Origin of the sequence: Dongia sp. (assembly GCF_041910485.1) — a bacterium.
In the GTDB taxonomy this organism is placed as follows: domain Bacteria; phylum Pseudomonadota; class Alphaproteobacteria; order Dongiales; family Dongiaceae; genus Dongia.
In genome coordinates, this window is sequence record NZ_JAYRQR010000003.1 from 85,065 (window position 1) to 105,386 (window position 20,322).

Below are 20,322 nucleotides of genomic sequence, written 5' to 3' on the forward strand. Positions count from 1 at the left end.
TCGATCAAAAGAGGAAACGAGGCAATGGCAACTTCATCGATCAGCTCCAGCACGGCCTCGACGAGCACCTCGACTCTGTTCAATACGACCTCCGGCGCCAGTACCGCGACCAGCGCCAATACGGCGGCCGCCACCAGCGCGCAGGACGAGCTGGATCAGATATCCAAAGAGATCGAGCGTATCGCCTCGGAAATGAAGAAGTCCGGTCCGATCGGTGACGTGCAGGAATTCCAGAAGAACACCAACGACGTCAAAATCGACAACAACATGACGGCGCGGGATATCGGCATTCTGCGCGAAAACGATACCCGCATCAGCCTATTCAGTTCGCTGGGCGAAGGTGACAAGGTCGACGTGTTCAAGCTGCGCGTCGCCACGACAGGCTTGACCACGATCGGATCGCTCGTCAGTGACCAGGAGCAGAAGGATGCGCTCCGCATCCAGGTCTTCAGCCGCTCGTCGGGTGCGCTCATCGCCGACAATGACCTTGATGCCGGTGATGCCCGCAAGAACTACCTGCTGTTGACGCAAGGCGCCCTGGAATTGAAGCAAGGCGATTATGCGGTCCGCGTCTCTCGTGCCGATGGTTACGATCCGCAGGCCCAGAAATCGATGCAGTACGCCATCCAGTTCACGCAAGGCGGCTATAAGCGCGACTTCGACACGGTCGAGAAAGGTGTCAACACCAGCGCTGATGCTTTCGGTTTCACCGGGCTCGGCGTGGGGACCAATGCGTTGATCTCCGGCCTATCGAGCGCATCTTCGTTTATCTCCAGCCTGCCAGCCATCGGTACGTCGGCTACCTCCAAACTGACCGGCGTGCTGTTCGACTCCCTCTCCTGACGACGATAGAGACCAATCATGTCTGCACAGACCTACGCTCAGCCGCTTCCCATCTACATCGGCTTTGATCATCGGCAGGCGGTCTCCTACAACGTCCTGCAATTCAGCATCTTCCGCCGGTCAAGCAAGCCAGTCACGATCGCTCCGCTCGTCTTGCCGAGTTTGCCTATCACCCGGCAGGGTCTCACGCCGTTTACCTATAGCCGCTTCCTGGTCCCCTGGCTGAACGGATTCCAGGGGTGGGCGCTCTTCCTCGACACAGACTATCTATGCCTTGCAGACATGGCCGAACTTTTTGCTCTGTGCGACGATCGCTACGCCGCGATGGTGTCTAAGAATGAAAAGAGGTTCGAATGGGCCTCGATGATCCTGTTCAACTGCGGTCATCCGGCCAATCGCGTATTGACACCGGACTATATCGAAGACCCGCAAAGATGCCGTTTTCCGCATACGATGGATTGGCTACCGAATGAGCTAGTTGGCGATCTGCCGCGGGAATGGAATCATCTTGTCGGATACGATCCGCCGCGCAATGACGCCAAGCTGGTGCATTATACGCAGGGCATGCCCGTTTTCGAGGAAACCAGTGGGAGCGAATATAGCGATCATTGGAAACTGGAACATCAGGCTGCAAACCAGACCCGTGGCTGGGTCGAATTGATGGGCCACTCGGTCCATGCTGGTGCCACTGCTGACGGCCGCAAGGTGGCCAAGCTGCATCCGCAATCGGTTGTCCGATAAGTGAATGCTTGTATTGAAGTGATTTGCGAGGCGCATCAGCGGGCGACTACGCACCGACGAAACTGACAGCCATAAAAGAACAGACAGATTCATGTGCGGATTGGTCGGCTTCCTGAACTTCGATAGGCGTTTCGCCGCAGCGGAAGCTGAAAGCATCACCCGCGAAATGGCAGCGTCCATCCGCTATCGCGGTCCTGATATGGACGGTTTCTGGTCCAGCCAAGACAATCTTTGCCATTTCGGCCACAAGCGCCTCAGCATCATCGATCTCACGGAAGATGGCCGCCAGCCGATGCTGGACGATACTGGCCGCTATGCGATCACCTTCAATGGCGAGATCTACAATTACCAAACACTGCGTGAACAACTGGCCGCCGCCGGCATATCTTTTCGCACGAAGACCGATACCGAAGTCCTTTTGAAGGGCTTCATTCGGTTCGGCACCAATCTGTTTCCGATGCTGGACGGAATGTTTGCACTGGCCATCCATGACAGTGTGACGGGCGCGACCGTCTTCGCCCGCGACCGCGCCGGAGAGAAGCCGCTTTACATCAGACGCGATGCCGGATTGTTGACCTTTGCATCGGAACTGCATGCTCTGACAAAGGTGCCGGGCCTCGATTGGGATTTGAGCGCGAACGCTTTGGCGAGCTATATGCTCTATCGCTATGTGCCAGCTCCGGGGGCCATCCTGCACAATGTCGAAAAGTTGCCGCCGGGCTGCTTTCTGCGCATTGATCGCACTGGCCTCGGTGAGGTGACGCGCTACTTTGTGTTTGAAACCGACCCCGAAGCGGAAATCAGCCAGAACGGCTTTGCCCAGACCTGTGAGCGGGTCGAAGCCGGCATGGTGGAAGCCATTCGTCACCGACTCCTCTCCGACGTACCGTTAGGCATGTTTCTATCGAGTGGCGTCGACTCCGCCCTGGTCTGCGCCATCGCCGTGGGCAAACTTGGTGTCACGCCACGCACCTTCACCATTGGATTTGAGGGCGATCCTGGCAGCGAGCACATCGCAGCACGCGAAATCGCTCAGCACCTCGGCACCCAACATAGCGACCATGTTTTCTCGGCCGCTGATTTTGACAATGTCGGCCGCAACATGGGCGCCTTGCTGGATGAGCCGAACGGCGACCGCTCCTGTGTCCCGACCTATCTTCTGTGCAAGTATGCGCGGGAACAGGTGACTGTGGCGCTGTCCGGGGATGGCGGCGACGAAATGTTCGCTGGCTATGATCGGTACGGCAGCTTGGCAACGACGGTCGCCGCCAATCCAGGCGCAACCCCAGCGGCTATCGTGGACGCCTACTACAACCAGTTCTTGCCGGTCTTTGGATTTGACGCTGCGATCGCCGCATTTCCCGAAGCCAAGTCAACCTTGGCAAAGGGACTTGATCATGCGCAGATCCTGTTTCAGCACCCTGGTCGCTCGACCGTCGAAAGCATCCGGCAATTGGACTTCGCGACCTATATGCCCGGAGCCGTTCTGGCCAAGGTAGATCGTATGAGCATGCGGTCCAGCCTAGAAGTTCGCACTCCCTTCTTCCACCCTGCCCTGCTTGCAGAATCGAGCCGACTCCCCAACGCTTACAGCATGCAGAGTGGCGGCACGTTGAAAAAGCTGGTGCTGCGCGAGATTCTGGCGCGCAATCTGCCGGAGGCCATCCGCAGGAAGGTCGCCATAGACACGCCCAAGAAGGGCTTTGGCATGCCTGCCAGCGTATTCCTCAACAATCAGGCGGCGGTACAGCAGGAAATGCATCGCGCCTTTGAAAGCCTCGCCGGCTTGCGTTTCTTCCAGGCACGTAAGCAATCACTGAAGTCGATGGCGGATCATGCAACGAGGAACATCAACGCAGCTTGGTCGTTTATTGTCCTCGGACAATGGGCTGCCGCATTTCCCGCGAGGTTGTAAATGGCCATCGGGACCGCCAGCACGCAGAAATCCGAAATCGATCTGAACGCGCTGATCGCCCTCGCGCGCGCCGAGCGCAGCAGCGAACTCGAACCGGCGACGCGCGCGCGCCTTGCCACCTTTCAGGCGTCCTTTGACCAAGCCCCTGTCCCGGTGCGACCCGCATCGCAAATCTGTTTTGCCTTCCACGCGTCGGTACCGCAAACTGAATCCGCCATCAAGTATCGCGACGTGGCCATTGATCACGGCAAATTCGACTATGAGCGCATTGTACGGCATTGCATCGCTGCAGCGCTGGCTGCGAGCGAAGATGTGCGCTTCGTGTTTGCCACGGATGCCGCTTTCCTCCCGGATCTTTCGCATCCACGCCTGACCATCGTCCGATTGCCGATCGACCTCACCATGCCTATGTACGAGCGCGTGATTGCGATGTGCGCCTTCGTACGGTCGCGCCAGTTCAATGCACCAACCGCATTCCTCGACAGCGACGCATTCCTGAACCTGCCGCTGAAGCAATTGTTCGCCAGTCCGTTCGATATCGGGGCGACGTATCGCTCGGTCCCAGGCCTCATGCCTATCAACGAAGGCGTCATCTTCGCCAATCACCGCAACCCGGCAGCGATCCGCTCCTTCTTCCAGGGCTACCTTGGCACCTATGACCGGCTGGCACAGAACCAGACGGTGGTGGGGTATTACGGCAATGTGAAACGCTGGCGCGGGGGGCAATTGTCGCTCAATGCGCTGACCTGCCCTCCCGGTATGCCGAGCGAACTTGATCGCGCCGATGCTTTTGGTGCCGAAGTCGCGTATTACCCCTGCACCGCTTTCAATTTTTCGATCGAAATGGATCGGCCCTATACCACTAGGCAGCTTGATGGCCGCGCCGTGCTGCACCTGAAGGGGCCACGTAAGGTCATGCTGGACCAGATCGCGCAATATCAGACGCAAAAATGGCCAGCGCTTGCGTCCTTGCTGTCGGCATTGTCGTCGGCACCCGCCCCCAAACCGGCCGCACCACAGTCGCTAGCAGCACCCATCGCGGACCGCGCCTATTCGCTCGACACCACAGCGCCGGTCGATTATGAGCCACCTTTCCATCTCGATTATGCGAAAACGCATCTGACCGCTATTGCCGATCACTTCAAGACCGACAAGGGATCGATCAAACACAACTATACCGCCGTCTACGAGCGCTATTTCTCGCCATTGCGCCAGAAACCCAATCTCCGCTTGATGGAAATCGGTGTAGCATGCGGTTCATCGCTGAAGATGTGGTCTAAGTACTTCGCGGCGGCCCAGGTTACGGGGGTCGATATCCGTCCCGATTGCGCCAAACTGTGCAAGCTGTACCCCAATATCAATATCGTCATCGCCAATGCGACACAGAAGACTATTCCCGGTCCCTTCGATATCATCATTGACGACGGATCACATGTAAGCGCCGACATCGCCGAGACCTTCCGCCTCAATTGGGATAGCGTGACGCCGGGTGGGCTTTATGTGATTGAAGACTTGAAATGCACGCATAACCCGGCCTATCGCAGCCTGTTGCCCTTTGATATCCCGGCTCAGCGCTTCGAGCGGAGCCATTTCATGAACATGGTCGACCAGATGTTGCAGGAAATGGACTGGCGCCGCGGGAATGTCAGCTTCGTCCATTTCTACAAGGAAATGGCCATCATCCAGAAAGCTCCGGCATAAGGCGGGACGCAATGGCCGACAGAAGCTCGTCCTTCAGCGCCAAGATTGGCGCGGAAACGCGAGGAAGGCGGACGGCAGCAAGACCGCAGTTGAATTGCTTCCAAGGAGCCCAGCTGCTTCGCGCACATGGGCGGGCATCGGATAGATCAGCAAGTGTCGCGCGAAGGCAGGCCGCGAGAAGAGCTGCGATACGACTGACACCCCCTTCTCCGTACCTTCAAAATCGTCCACGGCAACTACGGCGTTGGGAACCATGATCTGTTCGATCAACTCAGGATCGCGATCGCCGAGGCGGCCGTCGATATGCAGCATATCTAGCTTCACCCCTTCGGACCGGAGCGTTTCAAGGGCATGCGTGCTGGTGGCGCGCGGAAAGCCGCGGACCGGCGTCTGGCTCAGGCGGGGCACCCGAAAATCATTGCTGCCGTCACAGGTGAAGATCTGCCCGGGGATGCCCGTTGCATCCATCGCCAACGCCATTGCCAAAGTGGACTTGCCAATAAAGGTGCCAATCTCGAAAACTGTTGTCGGTTGCGCATTGCGGATCAGAAGCGTAAGGCTGAGGGCCGCCGAGAGCGAGATGGACCCGGTCTGGTAATCCATCTGTTGGCGCGTCTTTTCGCAGGCGACGAAGGCCTGGCGCAGATTGCTGATGATTTGATCGAGTTCCGGCTCGACATTCTCAAGCCACTGCAGCCAAAGCACATTGGCCAGATCAAGCGGACTCAAGCGCGCAAAATTCTTCTGCATCCCGGCACCCCAAAAAGAAAAACCCATAAAACTATAACATTCAGCCGACGGCAAAGGCTATTGCCGGGTTGCCATTTGCGACGCCACCAACATAGGGTAGTAAGAGATCGTCTAAGGAACCGTGCGCAACCTATGACTGGCAAGAGCAAAAGTACCGCCGACTGCTTGGCCGACTGCGAACCCTGGATCGTATTGGCGGTCGGCGTCTTCATTACCTGTTGCCGAACTGGTAATTTCTCACCCCTCGACGTGGCACGGCAGCCGGCCGTATTGAAGGGGCAAATGAACCAGGGGATCGCGAAAATCGGTGCGCCGAGCTGGTTTCCAGTAGTCGATTCCATACTGCAGACAGAAGATGGGGGCGCCTATTGCCGCGTCGGCGACCTGGCGGCGCCGCGGAGTATCGTGCCCGCAGACGCCAACGTCCAGCATGTGACCCTTGATCTTCGTGCCATGACGGCTGCTTCGTGCAGCTTTTCCTTGGTCTATTTTCCCTGGTTCCGATTTCTGGCAGAGCCAGTCAATTTCGACGCCGCTGGCCGGGTGGCAAGTTTCATCGCGGACTGCTTCCTCTTCCTGCTCAAAAAACAGGGGTTCTCGGCAGTCCTCGCGCAGGACGGAGATTCGTGCCGCATTGCCTTTGGAGAACTCGGCATCACATTGGTTGGGCAAATGCTTCTTGACCAACTGATGCTGAAATGGGGCGAGGCGGAAACCATGTTCGATGCAGCTGGGCGAAGCATCAGGATCGATGCTCGCATGTTTCCCAGTGCTTACCAGGCGGCCGCGCAGATTGTCTCGGAAGGTGATCAACTGGATAATGCGATCGTCACAATAACGCCGCAATGTGCAATCCTACGATATGCGCCGGAGGTCGGGCATGTTTAGGCGACCCGTGAACCCTTCGCGACACAAGCCTTCAATCATGATCGATTCTGCGCTGAAGGATGCCAGTTATGTGGACAATTTTGGATTTGAGTGGACCCACATCGACGGTTTCGCCGACAAGGAGATCATGTCGCACGGACATGTCTTCGGTCGATTTGGCCTGCCCCGCGACTTCTTCAAAGGCAAGAGCGTGGTCGATATCGGCTGCGGCAATGGGCGTATCGGCCGACTAATTGCCCCGCTTTGCGCGAGCTATGCCGGTGTCGACCTTTCGGAAGCGGTCTATTCGTTTCCTGACTATACTGCGCGGCCGCCCCACTTTTCGCTGACCCAAGCGTCCGCAACGGATCTGCCATTCGTCGACGGACTGGCCGATGTGACCCTGTGCTGGGGCGTTCTGCATCATGTGGATCGACCGGAAGTGGCCTTCGCCGAACTCGATCGGGTGACGCGTCACGGTGGCACGATCCTGGTCTTCGTCTATTCCGACGGTTATGCCAGCCGCAAGAATCTGAACAAATTCTTGCGTGGCCTGGGCCTTGAACGATCGCACGTGATCCTTGAGCAGTTGTCAGATGGACTGGATACTTGGCGGCAGATCGACCCTTTCTATGCCAATATCCTGGCCGGCCACCTTTCCCTCAGCTTCAAGCAATCGCAAGCCTGGCAGCGCTTCCAGTGGTACGATGGCGTTACCCCGCGCTATCACTGGGCGCTGGAAAAGCCGGTTCAACAATGGGCGCTTGCCAGGGGCCTGACGGTTCGGCATTTCCAGCCCGGCTGCTTCCGCCTCGACAAACCGGCATCAGTTTAAGCGAGCTGCCCTAGCCGATCAGCGCGCCAACCACCGTCGAGAATGCTGCGCCACCAAGCCTCGTTGTCCAGATACCAGGCAACAGTCTCGCCCAAGGCGTGCTCGAACGTCACCGATGGACGCCAGCCAAGCTCGCGCTCGATTTTGCTTGCGTCAATGGCGTAGCGGAAGTCATGGCCAGGCCGATCTCGTACAAATGCGATACGATCAACATAGCTCCCAGAGGGCAACGGGCGCCTTTTGTCGAGGATTCCACAGATCAATTTGACGATGTCGATATTTGCCCGCTCGCTGCGACCGCCGATATTGTAACTATCGCCGACACGTCCCCGCTCGGCGATTGCAACCAGCGCTTTGGCATGGTCCTCGACATAGAGCCAGTCACGTACATTGCGACCGTCGCCGTAGACCGGCAGACTTTGCCCACCGATGGCCCGGATGATCATGTGCGGGATCAGCTTCTCAGGGAATTGCCGGGGGCCGTAATTGTTGGAGCAATTGCCCACAAGGACTGGAAGACCATAGGTGCTGTGCCAAGCCCGCACAAAATGATCCGACGATGCCTTGCTGGCCGAATAGGGTGAATTGGGATGGTAGGGCGTCGATTCCGTAAAGAAACCGGTGTCGCCGAGTTCGCCGTAGACTTCATCCGTTGAAATGTGGACGAAACGGAAAGTGGCAGCATCGTCTGTTGACAATCCACGCCAATAATGCGTCGCTGCAGCCAACAATCGTTGCGTGCCCAAGACATTGGTGATGAGAAATGCCTCGGGCCCCTCGATCGATCGGTCGACATGCGATTCCGCCGCAAGATGGAAGACGCAGGTTGGCTTGAATTCTTCCAGCAGCCGAGACACCACTGCACTATCGCAGATATCCGCGACATCGAGCCGATAGGTCGGCAATCCCTCAATATCGGAAAGCGAGGCGAGATTTGCAGCATAGGTTAGCTTGTCGAGGTTGAGGATATGAGCCCCTTTGTCGAGAACAAGATGTCTGCAGAGCGCCGAACCAATAAACCCAGCTCCACCAGTCACCAAAGCGCGCATTGCCACCATAACTCTTTGCTCTGAATTGTTTTTCGCTGAGGCCACCCAGAGTTTGGAATATGCCAGGAAACGGGCGCAGGAGTGCCAACAATTTAACCTCGGCAGATGCTTCCGTTCCGGCAATAAGCGCTGATTCATTTCTGCCTAGAGATCGGTCGCCGCCTTATAATATACTGAATAACAATGATTTTTTATGATATTGGAGTTGGCCTGGGATTTGCTTTAACCGCCTCAATCGACCCATTCTTAGACCGAGCGAGGTTTTAAATGAGCATTCTTGGCGCCATGTTCACGGCAGTCAGCGGTGTCAACGCCCAGTCGAAATCCCTCGGACACATCTCCGACAACATCGCGAACTCGCAGACGACTGGCTACAAGAAGGTCGACACGCGCTTCGAGACGCTGATCACCGTTTCCAATGCCAATCTGCACCAGCCGGGCGGTGTGGTCGCCTCGCCGTCATATGCCAACTCGCTGCAGGGCAACGTCAATCAAACCCAAGTCCTCACCAACATGGCAATCAGCGGCCAGGGTTTCTTCGTCGTCAGCCGTCCGGAAAGCCAAACGGCCAACCAGACCCTCTTCAATGACCTTGCCTATTACACCCGCGCCGGCGATTTCGAGGTCAACCGGGACGGCTATCTCGTCAACAACGGCGGCTACTACCTGAATGGCTGGGCTGTCGACGAAACAACGGGGGTCGCAGACACCTCGACTTTGTCCCCCATCCAGATCACGCAAACCATAGACGAGCCGACCGCTACCACGGAGCTCGAATTTGTGGGCAATCTTCCGGCCTCGTCGAAGGTGAACCCAACTCCCCCGCTCGCCCCGACCAACATCAAGATTTATGACGCACTCGGCAACCCGCACACGGTCTCGCTGGTCTGGGCAAAACGTGCCGACAATCTGTGGAAGCTCGACATCGTTGCGGCAGACAGTACGCTGGATCCGGTCTCCGGCACGCTGGTGGGGGTCAATGACCAAGCCATGGCGATCGCGCCGACCACCGCCAACGTACCGGCCGTTGCCCAGGTGGATACTGTCACCATTCCCTCTGATGGTTTGGCTTTCGGCCAGACATTGACCTTTACCATTGGTTCGAACTCGATCACGGTGACGGCGCCTGTCGGCGGATATACTCAGGCCCAAACGGGTGCGGCCATGGTTGCCGCCATCAATGCCAACCCTGGCCTCGCCGCACAGGTCACAGCCGGGAACCTGACAGCGACAACGTTTGATGTTTCGGCCGATGTCGGCGGGACCCCCTTCTCGCTGACCTTGGGCGGCAGCGGATCCGGCCAGACGGACACCATTACCATCCCGCCAGGCGGTTTGCTGGTGGGTGAATCCGTTACAGTCACGATCAACGGCACGCCGATCACCTACACAGCGACCAACCCGACCGAGACAGCAACTTTCGTCCGCGACAGCCTCATTTCACTGATCAATGCCAACGTCACGGTGAACGGTACCATTACCGCCAACGCGGCGACGGCCAACACCTTCACGATTGACGCTGACGCGGCGCAAGGCACCTTCACAACGACCGTCGGCGATACCATTGTTGCTGGCAACGTCACCATGACTACGGCGACCGGCGCCTCGTCGGTCAACACGACGGCGAATGGTTTGCCGGTGGCCCAGGTCGATACAGTGACATTGTCCGGCACCGTCGGTCCGGGTGAGATCGGCGACACCTGGACCATCAACGTTGGTTCACAGACTGTTTCCTACGTCGCCAACGGCACGGAAACCAGCTTGAATGACGTTGCAATTGGCATCGCAGCGCTTATCAACGCCAACTCTTCGCTAGGTGTCACCGCCACAGCCTTGGGTGCCACTGTCCAGCTGACCGCCATCAGCGCCGGCACACCCTTCTCCGCCACCGTCAATGCTTCCAACGGCTCGACGAACTCATTCATCGACGTTCAGTTCGGCACATCGGCCGCTACGGCCGGCAAGCTGGTGGGTATCAGCAACGCCTACAATCTCAATGGCAATGCCAGCACGCCGACAGCACAAAGCGCCGGCGACGACGCAATCATCACCTTCCAAGTCGATTACGGCGTCGGTCCGCAAACGATCGAGCTCAATCTCGGAAAGTTCCAGACGACGGAAGGCGCCACACAGTTTGCCGGCAGCACAATCGATGTTCGCCGTTTCACCCAGGATGGCGTCCCGCAGGGCATCTTCAAGGATCTCAACATCCGCGACAACGGCGATGTCGAGTTGAACTACGACAACGGCCGTAGCCGCGTTTTCTTCAAGGTCCCGATCGCCCAGTTCTACGATGCCAATACCTTGAAGCGTGAAAGCGGCCAAGCCTTCACTGAGACCTTCGATAGCGGATCGGCCCGACTTTCCGGTGCCGGCGAAAACGGCTCAGGCACATTGCGTGGGTCGGCCGTCGAAGGATCGAACGTCGATATCGCCGAAGAATTCTCGAAGATGATCGTGACACAGCGGGCCTATTCGGCCAACACCCGCGTCATCACGACATCCGATGAAATGCTCCAGGATATCATCAACATTAAGCGCTAAGCCTAAATAGCAAGGGTTAAGCAGCCATGTCGTTGACCGGCGCTCTCAATGCCGCAGTCGCAAGCCTTCGGGTCAATCAGGCCAGCATCCAGGTGCTGTCGGCCAACATCGCCCATGTCAACGACCCGAACTATACCCGCAAATCCCTCAATCGCGAATCTCTGGTCCTTGGCGACAGCCAAATCGGCAGTGTCGCGGTCTCGTCCTACTCAACAGCTGTCAGCGAGAGTCTGCGCAAGCAGATGGAGTCTCTGATCGCCGCCAACGGCACCAACAGCGCCCAGAACGAATATATGTCCCGTATCCAGCAATTGCTGGGCACGAGTTCCGATCAGGCTGCCCTCCCCAGCCTGCTCTCGCAATTTACGGCCGCTTGGCAGACTCTTCAGGCAACCCCGGAATCAGACGCCGCTCAGACCGCGGTCATCCGCTATGGCCAGCAACTCGCAGATGAAATCAGTCGCGTGGCCTCAGGGATCGATTCCATCGACAATGAAGCAAAGATCGATATCGGCCAGTCGGTCGACAAGGTAAACGATCTGCTTGAGCAAGTCTTCGAGCTCAACGTGCGGCTGCGTTCGGCCAGCGAGTCTGGTGCGGAACGCACCGAACTCATCGACCAGCGTGACGCCTTGGTCCGTGAGGTCGCTCAGTACATAGATGTTCGCACGGTCGAGCGGGAGAACGGCGCCATCGCCCTCTTCACACCGGCAGGCCTTAGCCTGGTCGACGGTCCGCCCTCCAAGCTTTTCTATGACGGCACGAATATCTTCCGTTCCGAAGATCCCACGAGCCCAGTCGACAGTCTTCTGCGCGAAGGCAAAATTCGCGCACTTCTTGATTTCCGGCTCGACAATAGCGGCAAATCCGTCCCCGTCAGTACGGATCCCGGCACCGAGGTCATCCGCAAACTGAGATCGCAGCTGGACGCTGTCGTCAAAGCCATGACCGCGACGACAAGCGGCTCATTCAGCGCGGCATATGACGCCGCCGGTCAGTCCCTGCGGATCGAAGCATCTTTCCAAACCACGGTCGAAGCGCAGCCGGCCTCGCCACAATACTCGACTGTTCGTCTCAGCGGCGATCTGCGCGCGGGTGACGTCTTCGAGGTGGAGATCAACGGGCGCATCTTCAGCTACACGGCCACCAATACCGACGCAACTCTGGACGCCATAGCCAGCAAGCTGACCACCCTGATCAACAGCGACACGACGCTCGGCGTCACGGCCATCGCCGGGGCGTCCTCGCTACAACTGGTGGGCAGTTCGAACAATACTCCCTTCTCCATCAAGACCCGGGCAAATGGCGATCTGCCGGAGCTTCGCAGCGGGTTCTTCACCGGAACGGACCGTTTCAATTTCCAGGTCAATCAAGCCCTGCTCGACGGGACGCAGCAGTTGAAGAAGAACTCGGCCTCTGACGTCGTGACCGCTCTCAACAGCACCGATCGCACTTTCGTTGCTGCTGGGCTCACCGTTAGCGGCGTCTCCTACAAGGGCATGATGGTCAACATCGTTGGCACATCGATTGCGAATGCCAAGACGATTGCTGACGACGCCAAGTTCAGCAGCGAGAGCCTTAGCCAGACCGAACAGAGATATCAGGCCGACGTGGGCGTGAATCTCGACGAAGAACTGGCCAATCTGCAGGTTCTGCAGAATGCCTATTCGGCATCGGCCCGGTTGCTGACTGTCGTCCAGCAGCTGTTCGATACGCTGCAAGCGGCCGTCAGCAGGTAAAGGCGAGGAACCATCATGCCGGTCAACACCTACAGCTCATACGCCACCTATCTCAGCAATATTTCGGGCGTGAAAAACCTGCAGCTTTCGCTGTCGCAGCTGACGCAGCAATTGAATACCGGTACGAAATCCACCAACCTTGTGACCTACGGCGTCCAGGGCACACGCCTCCTGGATCTGCGGGCCGAAATTGACCGTCGGAACGGTTATCTGACCGCAATCAAAGCTGTCTCGCCTGACGTCAAGGCGTATGACAAAGTATTCACCAGCATGGAAAAGCTGGCGAGCAACATGCACAGCGCATTCTTAAGCCCGCTCAGCGATCCGCCGACCGCGCAGAAGGACAAGGTCGTGCTCGATGGGGACATCGGCGACACGGGCGACATCTTCAAGATCACCGTCGACGGCAAGTTGTTCTCTTATGTCACAAGTGGTGTCGAAGGCAGCCTTGACGATGTCGCGGGCAATCTTGCCAACCAGATCAACGCCACGGCAGGCATGCGCGTCACAGCGAAAGCGGTCGGCTCCGAGATCACCCTGACCTCGATCGAAGTCGGCGCCACATACAGTGTCGCGGCCACCGTGGTCAATGTGGCTGGCGGGGCAGACAACAGCGCCACCGCAACACAGATTCAGCAAGGTAAAGTCTCGCCGATCGTCGGGCAGATCGACAGCGCGCTCGGCCAATTCCAGGCCCTGTTGAATGAGCAGATCAATGACCGCTACCTTTTTGGTGGCTTGACGGCCAACGACCGCCTGCCCGTCGTGGACCTGCATCGGCTTCCGGATCCGTCCGGGAGCGCCAACTCCATCTCGTCTTCGACCGCTCAGCAATTGGCAACCGGCACCACGGTTCAGCAGGTCCGGGTCACCACCGACTATTTGGGTACGCTGCAATCCGAGAGCTTCACCATCAACGCCCAGACTTTTACCTTTACCGGGCCGCTGACCGCTCAGGAATTGGCCGATCAGCTGCGCACGGCCATCAATGGCTCGGCCCCGCTTACCGGTGTTGTTACTGTCAGCGATGTCGATGCCAATGGCTTGACCATTACGGCCACGACCCCCGGAACAGCCTTCAGCGCCACAGTTACGGGCAATGACCCGACGCCGTCTAAAATCACGACCGTCCAGCCCAATATCCCGATCGGCGCCAGTCAGGTCGACCTCATCCAGTTGTCAGGGCCGGTTGGAACGATCAACGAGACCTACAGTGTCACGATCATGGATCCGCCGGCGCACACTTTGCCGGTGACGATCAGCTATAAGACAACGGGCGACGAGAAGAGCCTCGATGACATCGTCGGGCAGCTCATCGACAAGATCAACGCCTACCAGCCACCGTTCAGCGTGACCGTAACAGCACCTGGCAACGGGCAGATTCAAATCGCCTCGACCACTGCCTTCGAATCTCACGGCGCCGTCCAGAATGAAGCCGACGTGAAGACTCTGCAGCGGACGGTTCTTCCCGTGGCACAGGAAAGCACGGTGACTTTCCCCGGTCCGTTCGGCGACAATGGCGACGTCTACACGATCAACTTCACCGCTCCCGTCGGCGGTCCCTTTACGGTGACGACGACATCGATCGACGACGCCAAGTCTGTAGCGCAGAAGTTCGCCGGCCTGATCAATGCCGCCGGCCTCGGCGTTACTGCCGCCATCTCCGGAGACGATCTGGTCCTGAAATCCGATACACCGGGCACGCCATTTACCTATACGGCTGTCCTGACGACCGATGTCGGGCAGGTAACCACGGCCCCAACTACCGCGACGACGGTCCAGAATATCCCGCCAGGCCCCTTGCCGCAGATCGATGAAATCAGCCTTTCTGGCCCGGTCGGTCGCAAGGGCGACGCCTATGAACTGACAGTCAACGGCAGAACTGTTCGCTATGTCACGACGGGTGGCGAGCGCGACATGGATGCGATCGCCATCAATCTTGTCGCATTGGTCAACGCGGCTGTGCCCGCCATGCCGGTAACAGCAACGGCCGGCGCAACCGGTACCGGCACCTTCACGCTGACATCGACGACACCTGGCGTTGAACTTAAGACAGAGCTCAAAGTCGTTCAGCCAACGGTCGTCACCAATCCCGTGGCACCGATCTATAACGAACACCAGGAGCCGAATGACTCTGCCAATGCCTGGGAGCGGGGAAAGATCACGATCGCCGACCAGCTGACATTGCGCAGCACTTTCTCGGCCAACGAACCGGCTTTCCAGAAATTGCAGCTGGCACTGCGATATGCGCAATCGGCGGTCAACGATCTCGATCACTACCAGGAGAAAATCGAAACCGCGCGGGCGCTTGCGAACGATGCCCTGACTGGTATCCGCGCGCTCCACGCCGACAATACCGTCAATGACGCGGTCATTACCGCGACCTCTCTGTCGCACCAGACCTCGATCAACCTTTACAGCGACGGAACCGACAAGATCGAAGCGGTCGACCGCAACGAGGTCGCTGCCAAGATCGATCTGGCACAAACGCAATTGCAAGCGATCTTTGCCGTGATGGGCACGACAAACCAGATCTCGCTGGTCAACTTTCTGGCTTGAGGACGCAAATGGAAACCAACCGCATCGATTTCAGCGCCGTTCTTGCCGCCAAGACCAGCAATGCGAAGACCGGCAGCGGCAATTCAGGGTTTGCCGACATGCTGATGGGCGTGATGAATCATCACTTGACCCAGGCCGAGCCAACGACCACCAAGGCTTCCACTGCATACACGCCACGCCGTCGGTTTGACGATTACCCGAACAACCGCGTCGACTACCGCGACGCTGGGGGGACGCATGTCGACCGGCGGGTCCAGAACGATCAGTCAAGTTCGCGCTGGTCGATCGGCGATGATTCGGCCAATCCAGCACGTGGAATCGTTCATCGGGCCAGTGGTGTCGGCAATGTTGCCGGGCGTGTCGATTGCGGTCAGGTTGCGGGTCAGGAAGTGGACATCGGCGATGTTCCGACAGAGCCGGCAGAGGGCGTCGAGGGCGCTCCCTCTGAGCAATCGATCGATGCGCCAATTGGCGAAAATATGAATCCCGATGGCGCGCAGACGGACGCAGAAGGTGACCCAGCGCCCGATCAGTCGACACAGAGCGTCCCAACGCCCTCGCCGATTGTTGCCGCGGTGCCCGTTGAGACGGTTGAAGACGGAACGGATGTCGCTCCGGCTGTCGCTGCCAGCGATTCATCTCCTTCGGTGCCGGTTGGCTCTTCCGGTGATGCGGTTGGCGAAGTTACGCCTCTGATTGAACCTGACTCAGCCAGTGCGTCTGCGCCCCAAGCGGCCCCAAACGCGGCCGGCGATGAAGATGCCACCGTCGATCCCGACGCGGCCAAAGCGCCGGTAACATTCACCAGCACCCTCGCGCTCGGCAGTACCGGGGACGAGGCGGCCACCGCCGCGCAATCCCAGGTAGATGCGGCAACGCGCAAGAACGAGCGAGAGCTGGAGGAAGCCGCCGGGTCGTTTCGGCGCAACACCAACGCGCGACGCGCCGGTCCCGCAGGCCAGGGGGCCACCGCCACGAATTCCAGCAGCAACCAGCAACAGGCCGCCCAGAATTCGGAGATCCATGTCGCGGCGTCGGTCAATAGCAGTGCCGCCGCTACGCCGATGGCCACGACCTATAATACGGCGACATTTGACGGTGGCCTCGGCTCGGTCACCGGCGTTCCGGGCTGGAATCTGCACTTGGCGCAAGGTTCGGCCATCAGACGCACCGACTTCGTCGCCAACCTGCGCCAGCACCTGCAGAATTTGCCGGTACATGACCAGGTCGCCCTCTCCATTCAGAAATCGGCCAAGGAAGGTGTTGGCAGCATCACCTTGCAACTTTCTCCTTCAGAGCTCGGGCGTATCCACCTGAAGCTCGAAATTGACGAGGAAAACAACGTTCAGGCCGCTGTGACAGTCGAACGGCCGGCGACCTTGGACCTTCTCCAACGCGACATGAAGGCGTTGGAACGGGCCTTGCAAGAAGCTGGACTGAAAGCCGGTCCGGGTGACCTTTCCTTCAGTCTACAGGGGGGCGACCCGGAAGCTTTTGCCCGTGACTTCGGTTCCGGCAACGGCTCCGGTTCGGGCGGCAACGGCATGGCCGATGGCAGCAGCGCGGAAACTGAAGCGGATATCGCCCCAAGTTCCGTGATCGCGACCAACGACGGCTATGTCGACGTGCAGGTCTAGTCGATTTTAGGGAGTAGCAGGTCATGGATATCCCCAGCATCAGCGATACGCTGGCGAAAAACGCAGCCGCCGCACAGGCCAACGCGTCGAGCAGCGGCAGCGCCCTGGGCGACTTGGCCGACACCTATGACAATTTCCTGACCCTGCTTACCAAACAGCTGCAGAACCAAGACCCGCTATCGCCGATGGATACGGCCCAATTTACGCAGCAGCTGGTCGCCTTCTCCTCCGTCGAACAGCAGATCCAGTCCAACAAGCGCCTGGAGCAGTTGATCGACCTGCAATCCTCGACGAATGCCTATGCGGCTGTCAGCTTCATCGGCACGGACGTCGCCGTCGACACCGACAAAATCATGCTGAACGATGGCGAGTCGAAATTCGCCTACACGCTTGATAAAACAGCGACCCGCGCGACGCTGCAGATTTATGACAAGAATAATCAGGTCGTCATGATCATGGAGGCCGACCGCACGGTCGGTGAGCACAAGGCGTTGTGGGACGGGACCGATTATTTCGGCAATCAGCTGGCCGATGGCGAATACCGCGTCGCCGTCAGCTATGAAGACGCCCAGGGCAAGAAATACACGGCGCCCATCACCAGCTATGGCTCGGTTGATTCCGCCGACATCGTCGACGGCAAGGTCTATCTGAACATCGGCTCGATCCGCGTGCCGTTGGAGAAGATCCAGAAGATCACCAAACCGAGCTCAGATGCCTGATCGGCAACTTGCTGGTACCACAAGACATTTTATGAAAATTGAACATGGCCCGGCGACTTTTCCGGGCCTGGTTTAGGACTTTGTTAAATGGCCCTGACGTATGAATGGCGAGACGCAGATACGGAATCGCGGGACATCCTGCAGAGGATCCCCATCATGGCCATGGCAGATTTGAGACCAGCGAACAGCAATATTGGCGATGCACCGCCCAAGAGCATCGACGACTTGCCGCCACCCGGCACCCGCCGCTGGGTGATCCGGCGCAAGGCTGAGGTCGTTGCCGGTGTTCGGGCCGGTCTCATCAGCATCGAAGAAGCCTGCAAGCGTTACTCACTTTCTGTGGAAGAATTCCTATCCTGGCAGCGGGCGATTGATCGGCACGGGCTTCGTGGCCTCCGCACGACGCGCATACAGGATTATCGGACCATCGATCGCGTTGAGCCGGGGGATGAATCCCCACGATCGTGAGAGGTTAAGGTAATATTCCTTAATGCCTGTGGATTACTGAATTTAAATTAACCATATCAAGCACCTAGATAGGCAAGAATTTCAGCCTCACCTAGGCAATTTTTACCGCCATTAACCTCTCGTTAAAGCCTGCAGCCTACATTCGATCCTGTCCTTGCAGCACAAGCCGACCCTAAACCAAGCAATTCTACGAAAATTTTAGTATATAAAATTTTAGTCGAATTGTGCGGCCGAGTCGGCAAAAGCTGCCTATCAGGAGCGAGTGGCTAACGTGAATTCCTTTCTGCAGACGTTGCGCAATCTTGGCCCTGTGCGACTTGCAAGCTTGGCTGCCGTCAGCTTGGCGCTTATCGCTTTTTTCGGGTTCATCGGCACCCGCCTGACCACTCCCGGCATGGCGCTGCTCTATGGCGGCCTCGATTCCACGGATTCCGCAGCCATTGCGGCCAAGCTTGAGGAACAGCAGGTCCCCTTCGACGTGAAGGGCGACGGCGCGCAGATATATGTGCCAGAAGACCAAGTCGGCCGTGTGCGCCTCGCCATGGCGGGCGAAGGGCTGCCGAACGGTGGCTCAATTGGTTACGAGATTTTCGATCGCGCCGACGCACTCGGCACCACGAACTTCGTCCAGCAGATCAACCAGCTCCGCGCCCTTGAAGGCGAACTCAGCCGCACCATCCGCGCGCTGCGTCAGGTAAAGGGTGCCCGCGTCCATCTCGTCATGCCGAAGCGGGAGCTGTTCTCGCGCGACAAGGCCGAACCGTCGGCATCCGTCGTCGTCACCCTGCAAGGCATCCTCGACAAAGAGCAGGTGGCGGCGATCCAGCATCTCGTCGCCTCTTCCGTGCCCGGGATGAAGACGGCAAACGTCTCGGTCATCGATGATAAGGGCCACCTCCTCGCCCGCGGTGGCGCCGAAGGCGAGATGACGGCCGCCAATGCCGATGAAATGCGTCGCGCCTATGAACTGCGCCTGACCCAGGCGATCGAGGATTTGCTCTCGCAGACGCTTGGGGCCGGCAAGATCCGGGCTGAGGTCAATACCGAGCTCGACTTCAACCAGGTCACGACCAACACGGAAAGCTTCGATCCGGACGGACAGGTCGTGCGGTCGACACAGACGGTGGACGAGAACGAGCAAAGCCAGGAAAAATCCTCCAACAACAACGTCTCGGTCGCCAACAATGTGCCGAACCCGCCGGGTGCCAGCGGTGGCACAGGCGACACCAGCAACAGCACGACGCAGCGCACCGAAGAGACCGTCAACTACGAGATCTCCAAGAAGACGCAGACCGAGGTCAAGCACACTGGCGACGTCAAGAAACTGTCCGTCGCCGTTCTGGTCGATGGCACCTACACGACGGCCGCCGACGGCACAAAGACCTACGCGCCCCGCCCCCAACCCGAGCTCGACCAGATCTCGACCCTGGTCAAATCCGCCGTCGGTTTCGATGCCAATCGCGGCGACACCGTCGAAGTCATAAATATGCAGTTCGCCGAGCCGGAGCCGATCGACGAAGGCATCAACATCATGGGCCTCGAAAAGGCCGATCTGATGCGGATCGCCGAACTCATCGTCCTCTCTCTGGTCGCGGTTCTGGTCCTGCTGCTGGTGGTTCGCCCGCTGCTCAACCGCCTGCTGGCCCTGCCGGCGGCAGCCCCCGAGCAGTTCGCTATCGCCGGTCCGGGCGGCGCCGCTTTGCCGCCGGGCGCTGCTGCCGCCCTCGCCCTGCCGGGGGCCGGCACATCGGATTTGGCAGCCTTGACCGCCGGCCAGCCGACCTCGATGGGCGAGATCACCAATATCGCCAACGAAATCGAACAGATGATCGATATCAACCAGGTCGAAGGCCGTGTTCGCGCCTCCTCGTTGAAGCGTATCGCCGAGTTGGTCGATCAACACCCCGAACAGGCGGTGAATATCATGCGTCAGTGGATGTATCAGGAAGCCTGAA

Annotated in this window: 15 protein-coding genes; 13 read left to right on the top strand and 2 right to left on the bottom strand. The window is 58.4% G+C overall.

The annotated features are described in order from the left end of the window. The first annotated feature begins 24 nt into the window (after positions 1-24). From ACE3PP_RS00525 to ACE3PP_RS00540, 4 genes are all read left to right on the top strand, one after another. On the top strand, positions 25-843 hold the full coding sequence (locus ACE3PP_RS00525) for a hypothetical protein (RefSeq protein ID WP_374377216.1): 819 nt from the start codon (positions 25-27) through the stop codon (positions 841-843). Positions 844-861: 18 nt separating this feature from the next. After that, positions 862-1,584, top strand: coding sequence for a hypothetical protein (locus ACE3PP_RS00530; protein WP_374377217.1), 723 nt, complete (start codon positions 862-864; stop codon positions 1,582-1,584). A gap of 91 nt (positions 1,585-1,675) precedes the next feature. Further along, positions 1,676-3,499: an asparagine synthase (glutamine-hydrolyzing) gene (gene asnB / locus ACE3PP_RS00535; protein WP_374377218.1), complete on the top strand. Its 1,824-nt coding sequence runs from the start codon at positions 1,676-1,678 to the stop codon at positions 3,497-3,499. After that, positions 3,500-5,200 (top strand): hypothetical protein, encoded by a 1,701-nt coding sequence (locus ACE3PP_RS00540; RefSeq protein ID WP_374377219.1) that lies wholly within the window; start codon positions 3,500-3,502, stop codon positions 5,198-5,200. A gap of 33 nt (positions 5,201-5,233) precedes the next feature. On the opposite strand, the gene ACE3PP_RS00545 is transcribed toward ACE3PP_RS00540, so the two are convergent. Beyond that, positions 5,234-6,004, bottom strand: a complete 771-nt coding sequence (locus ACE3PP_RS00545; RefSeq protein ID WP_374377220.1) for a class I SAM-dependent methyltransferase — start codon at positions 6,002-6,004, stop codon at positions 5,234-5,236. Positions 6,005-6,082: 78 nt separating this feature from the next. Here ACE3PP_RS00545 and ACE3PP_RS00550 point away from each other — a divergent pair, with 78 nt between their 5' ends. Beyond that, positions 6,083-6,838, top strand: coding sequence for a hypothetical protein (locus ACE3PP_RS00550; RefSeq protein ID WP_374377221.1), 756 nt, complete (start codon positions 6,083-6,085; stop codon positions 6,836-6,838). A gap of 37 nt (positions 6,839-6,875) precedes the next feature. Next, positions 6,876-7,652, top strand: a complete 777-nt coding sequence (locus ACE3PP_RS00555; protein ID WP_374377222.1) for a class I SAM-dependent methyltransferase — start codon at positions 6,876-6,878, stop codon at positions 7,650-7,652. On the opposite strand, the gene rfbB is transcribed toward ACE3PP_RS00555, so the two are convergent. Next, positions 7,649-8,701 (bottom strand): dTDP-glucose 4,6-dehydratase, encoded by a 1,053-nt coding sequence (gene rfbB, locus ACE3PP_RS00560; RefSeq protein WP_374377223.1) that lies wholly within the window; start codon positions 8,699-8,701, stop codon positions 7,649-7,651. The two genes, ACE3PP_RS00555 and rfbB, sit on opposite strands and share 4 nt — an antisense overlap. Positions 8,702-8,968: 267 nt before the next feature. On the opposite strand from rfbB, the gene ACE3PP_RS00565 reads away from it, so the two are divergent. The 7 genes from ACE3PP_RS00565 to fliF all read left to right on the top strand — a co-directional run bounded on the left by ACE3PP_RS00565 (position 8,969) and on the right by fliF (position 20,321). Next, entirely contained in the window at positions 8,969-11,245 is a 2,277-nt protein-coding gene (locus ACE3PP_RS00565; protein ID WP_374377224.1) for a flagellar hook-basal body complex protein, read from the top strand. Positions 11,246-11,271: 26 nt separating this feature from the next. Then, complete coding sequence (gene flgK / locus ACE3PP_RS00570) at positions 11,272-12,984, top strand: flagellar hook-associated protein FlgK (protein WP_374377225.1); 1,713 nt, start codon at positions 11,272-11,274, stop codon at positions 12,982-12,984. A 15-nt stretch (positions 12,985-12,999) separates the two neighbouring features. Then, entirely contained in the window at positions 13,000-15,543 is a 2,544-nt protein-coding gene (locus tag ACE3PP_RS00575) for a hypothetical protein (RefSeq protein ID WP_374377226.1), read from the top strand. A 98-nt stretch (positions 15,544-15,641) separates the two neighbouring features. After that, the gene (locus tag ACE3PP_RS00580; protein ID WP_374377227.1) at positions 15,642-17,180 is read left to right on the top strand and encodes a flagellar hook-length control protein FliK; all 1,539 of its coding nucleotides are present in this window, start codon (positions 15,642-15,644) and stop codon (positions 17,178-17,180) included. A 23-nt stretch (positions 17,181-17,203) separates the two neighbouring features. After that, positions 17,204-17,899 carry a flagellar hook assembly protein FlgD gene (locus ACE3PP_RS00585; RefSeq protein WP_374377228.1) on the top strand — a complete coding sequence of 232 codons (696 nt, stop codon included), beginning with the start codon at positions 17,204-17,206 and terminating at the stop codon, positions 17,897-17,899. A 162-nt stretch (positions 17,900-18,061) separates the two neighbouring features. Continuing rightward, entirely contained in the window at positions 18,062-18,367 is a 306-nt protein-coding gene (locus ACE3PP_RS00590; RefSeq protein WP_374377346.1) for a DUF1153 domain-containing protein, read from the top strand. A 271-nt stretch (positions 18,368-18,638) separates the two neighbouring features. Further along, a complete protein-coding gene (fliF, locus tag ACE3PP_RS00595; protein ID WP_374377229.1) occupies positions 18,639-20,321 on the top strand; it encodes a flagellar basal-body MS-ring/collar protein FliF in 1,683 nt (560 codons plus the stop codon). The last annotated feature ends 1 nt before the right edge of the window (position 20,322 follow it).

Coding starts and splice junctions, on each gene's coding strand:
- ACE3PP_RS00525 (WP_374377216.1), top strand. CDS start 25: ATGGCAACTTCATCGATCAGCTCCAGCACGGCCTCGACGAGCACCTCG.
- ACE3PP_RS00530 (WP_374377217.1), top strand. CDS start 862: ATGTCTGCACAGACCTACGCTCAGCCGCTTCCCATCTACATCGGCTTT.
- asnB (WP_374377218.1), top strand. CDS start 1,676: ATGTGCGGATTGGTCGGCTTCCTGAACTTCGATAGGCGTTTCGCCGCA.
- ACE3PP_RS00540 (WP_374377219.1), top strand. CDS start 3,500: ATGGCCATCGGGACCGCCAGCACGCAGAAATCCGAAATCGATCTGAAC.
- ACE3PP_RS00550 (WP_374377221.1), top strand. CDS start 6,083: ATGACTGGCAAGAGCAAAAGTACCGCCGACTGCTTGGCCGACTGCGAA.
- ACE3PP_RS00555 (WP_374377222.1), top strand. CDS start 6,876: ATGATCGATTCTGCGCTGAAGGATGCCAGTTATGTGGACAATTTTGGA.
- rfbB (WP_374377223.1), bottom strand. CDS start 8,701: ATGCGCGCTTTGGTGACTGGTGGAGCTGGGTTTATTGGTTCGGCGCTC.
- ACE3PP_RS00565 (WP_374377224.1), top strand. CDS start 8,969: ATGAGCATTCTTGGCGCCATGTTCACGGCAGTCAGCGGTGTCAACGCC.
- flgK (WP_374377225.1), top strand. CDS start 11,272: ATGTCGTTGACCGGCGCTCTCAATGCCGCAGTCGCAAGCCTTCGGGTC.
- ACE3PP_RS00575 (WP_374377226.1), top strand. CDS start 13,000: ATGCCGGTCAACACCTACAGCTCATACGCCACCTATCTCAGCAATATT.
- ACE3PP_RS00580 (WP_374377227.1), top strand. CDS start 15,642: ATGCTGATGGGCGTGATGAATCATCACTTGACCCAGGCCGAGCCAACG.
- ACE3PP_RS00585 (WP_374377228.1), top strand. CDS start 17,204: ATGGATATCCCCAGCATCAGCGATACGCTGGCGAAAAACGCAGCCGCC.
- ACE3PP_RS00590 (WP_374377346.1), top strand. CDS start 18,062: ATGGCAGATTTGAGACCAGCGAACAGCAATATTGGCGATGCACCGCCC.